The sequence below is a fragment of the Magnetospirillum sp. SS-4 genome (assembly GCF_902729425.1).
GTDB lineage: Bacteria > Pseudomonadota > Alphaproteobacteria > Rhodospirillales > Magnetospirillaceae > Phaeospirillum.
In genome coordinates, this window is the sequence record NZ_CACVCH010000111.1 from 1 (window position 1) to 2,742 (window position 2,742).

3 protein-coding genes are annotated in these 2,742 nt (G+C 55.1%); 2 read left to right on the forward strand and 1 reads right to left on the reverse strand.

Annotated features, from left to right (window positions below; all coding sequences use genetic code 11):
- The first annotated feature begins 927 nt into the window (after positions 1–927).
- On the forward strand, positions 928–2,094 hold the full coding sequence (locus tag MTBSS4_RS17755) for a hypothetical protein (RefSeq protein ID WP_173984716.1): 1,167 nt from the start codon (positions 928–930) through the stop codon (positions 2,092–2,094).
- On the opposite strand, the gene MTBSS4_RS22665 is transcribed toward MTBSS4_RS17755, so the two are convergent.
- Positions 2,057–2,191: a hypothetical protein gene (locus tag MTBSS4_RS22665; protein WP_256367422.1), complete on the reverse strand. Its 135-nt coding sequence runs from the start codon at positions 2,189–2,191 to the stop codon at positions 2,057–2,059. The genes MTBSS4_RS17755 and MTBSS4_RS22665 overlap by 38 nt on opposite strands.
- A gap of 106 nt (positions 2,192–2,297) precedes the next feature.
- On the opposite strand from MTBSS4_RS22665, the gene MTBSS4_RS17760 reads away from it, so the two are divergent.
- The gene (locus tag MTBSS4_RS17760; RefSeq protein WP_173984717.1) at positions 2,298–2,585 is read left to right on the forward strand and encodes a DUF6626 family protein; all 288 of its coding nucleotides are present in this window, start codon (positions 2,298–2,300) and stop codon (positions 2,583–2,585) included.
- Positions 2,586–2,742: the final 157 nt, after the last annotated feature.

Here is a 2,742-nt window from a genome sequence, read left to right on the forward strand (position 1 = left end):
GACTTCAGACCGCGGGTGAATTGACGCCAACCTGCCGAGCCTTACTCGAGCAGGCCGATGATGCATATAGGGCGTCGATTGAGGCGGTGAGAAACACTGGGTTCCTTCAAGCCGATACAATTGCAAAGCTAAATGCCTTATTGGACGAAGGCGAATAGCCAATGGCCGCTGGCTGTCGTGTTACACGACATTTGGTTGGGCATGAGATGCTGCATTTATCGGGGCAAATGCACGATGAATTGCCCCGCAAGCATCAGCCAATTCGCAGTGGTGCAGGTCGGCGCAACGGCAGCCAACATCAACGAGTTCCTGTAGCAGCGGGTTGCTCGATGACCGCTGCAAACTGACCATCGCCGCTACTCTTTTGGCGATGCAATGGCGTTCGCGCCGTTCAGTGCCAAATGCCATGTTCACCTCGGGCATTTACCAGACGGATGAATTCCGACTTTGCGTGCCTTCTGTGATCACTGTGCACCTCATCTGCAAGGCGTGGACACCCACAGAGTTTTTCACTTTATGACGTATTGTTGCGCCGCACTCGGCGACATACATGTCGTGTTACACGACAGGTCGCTGTTGTTGGGAAAGCCGACAAATGGGCGGCATGGCTAGGAGCGAAGTGGGCCATGCGTAGGTTAAACCTACATGCACGACTGTCGTGTAAAACGGCAACGCGATAATTCTCTGAATTTCGTCAATATAGTCAATGGCTTGCAAATGACGCGATTGCTGCCACGCAGCAATATGGCGAGGCGTGACAAGGCGGCAAAAATTATTTCCAAAATCGCATTCGCTGCCCCGCAGATCGGGATAAATACAATGCTGGGGCTTAACTGCATCCGACGGGAACAGTGACAGCCTCTTTCATTAGCGTTTTCCAGGCCGCCCCAGCGTTTCAACTGAAAACGCATTGGGAGGAAAACGCAAATGGCACAAATTCAATGGAACAGACACATCAACAAGCTATGCGAGCATCAAGGGGGGCCGCGATATGACGACGTATTGATCGGCTGCATCATGGCCTTTCACCAGAAGGGGCGCTCGTCCGAGAAGCAGGGCGATTGGCTGGTCAGGCAGTTGGACATGCATTACGGCATTCAGGTGGCGCATCAGGGCGCAATACATCTGACGAAGGAACAGCGTCGGCCAATCAGGCAGGCAGTGGATTGGGCAAACTGCAATGTATCAAGTGGCCAGATGGCCTATCTGCATGGGCGTTTCCCACACGCTTTCCACGCCGTTTCCACACATCTCCCACACAGTTTCCACACCAAAGGGGCAAATACGTCTATTTCTACAACGACTTATCCAGTCGCTATTGCTAAACTATTGCTAAAACTAATCGATACGCCTTTGGCTGTTTCGCGGCCTTCGGCCACGCCCAATGGCCTTTCAGCCGATTTCGCCGATGGTGGCTCGCTTGCTGCTCGCCACTCGGAAGAAGGAAAGGCGATCTGCCCAATCGGAATGAACGACAATGTGAGCGACGATGCGGCTGCGCCACTTCGTGGACTGGCCGCCCAATCGGACGAGCCATTGGGGGGAAAGAAAGAGCCACGTGGAGGTGCTGTGGATTTCGCCACCTGGGCGAAGGCCAGTCGGTCAACAGGTCAGGTGAAGGCCACTTCCACGAAGGCCACTATATCGCTTTGGGTTGATGGCAGGTCGCGCAGCTATGTGCGCGGCCAATTGGAAATAGGAGAGGAGAAATACCGCCTGAATTTCCGCAGCCCACGCAGCTTGGAGGACTTGATCTATGTGGAGCGCGGCCAGGACGCAGAAGCACGCCAGTGGTACGAGGCCATCAGCAGCCAGGTCATTCCCAGCTTGCAGGCCAAAGCGGACGCGGCCAGTGGCAGATTGCCCAGCAAGCACGTCGCCAGTGCCATCCACGAATTCCACGACAGCAAATGTGAAGGGCGCGGCATGACCGATGGCATTGCGTTCTTGGGCTACAACGGCGAACTGCCCTCGTATTGTGTGGCACAGATCAACGGCAGGAACTGGAAATTTGATCTCCAGGCCACCCACAGCACAAACGCGAGGGCGCCGCAGTTCAAGGCAACCGCCGAGCGGTCATCCGAAGCAGCATAGCGATGATGGCCTGATGCACGGCCTCCTCGATCAGCACGACTTCGTTGGTAAAGCCGATCTCGCAGTAGCCCTTCGGCAAATAGGTCAGTCTGTTCATGGCGTTTTCTCCTTCTTGCGTCAGCGTCCAGCGTGGCGCTGCTCTGCAAGCGTATTTAGCGCGGAGGGCTAAATAGCTGGACGAAACGCCTTGAGGGAGAACGGGCATGCTGTTGGAAGTCATCTATGGGGAATTGAGGGATATGTGGATGGTCGAGAGCCAATATGAATTCTCGCGGTTTTGGCTCGGCCAGTCGCGCAGCTATATGTCCTGCGCCAAGGCGCGGCAGCGGCCACCGTCATTGTTGGTGCTGATGCGGCTGTCGCAACGCCTTGCGTCCATATCGGCCAAATACGCCGCTGTGGCGACGACCGAAATGGAAGTGGCCAACGCCCACAAGCTGCGCGAGTTGAATGGCATGGTCGGTGAGGCGGTCGGACAACAGGCGGCGTAGGTTTTTCCGACAATCAGCCCTCCAGATTATTGGCCTTCAGGTATTCAGCATACTTCATGTCAAAATCCATAATGTGGTCACCAAGCCAGCTCATCAAAAATTTCGCGAGGTCACTGTCAATAGATTCTGGACCAGCGACCATCAGGCGGTCAATCAC

Excerpts from the sequence above, each read along its gene's own strand:
- MTBSS4_RS17760 (WP_173984717.1), top strand. The coding sequence starts at position 2,298 with ATGCTGTTGGAAGTCATCTATGGGGAATTGAGGGATATGTGGATGGTC.
- MTBSS4_RS22665 (WP_256367422.1), bottom strand. The coding sequence starts at position 2,191 with ATGAACAGACTGACCTATTTGCCGAAGGGCTACTGCGAGATCGGCTTT.
- MTBSS4_RS17755 (WP_173984716.1), top strand. The coding sequence starts at position 928 with ATGGCACAAATTCAATGGAACAGACACATCAACAAGCTATGCGAGCAT.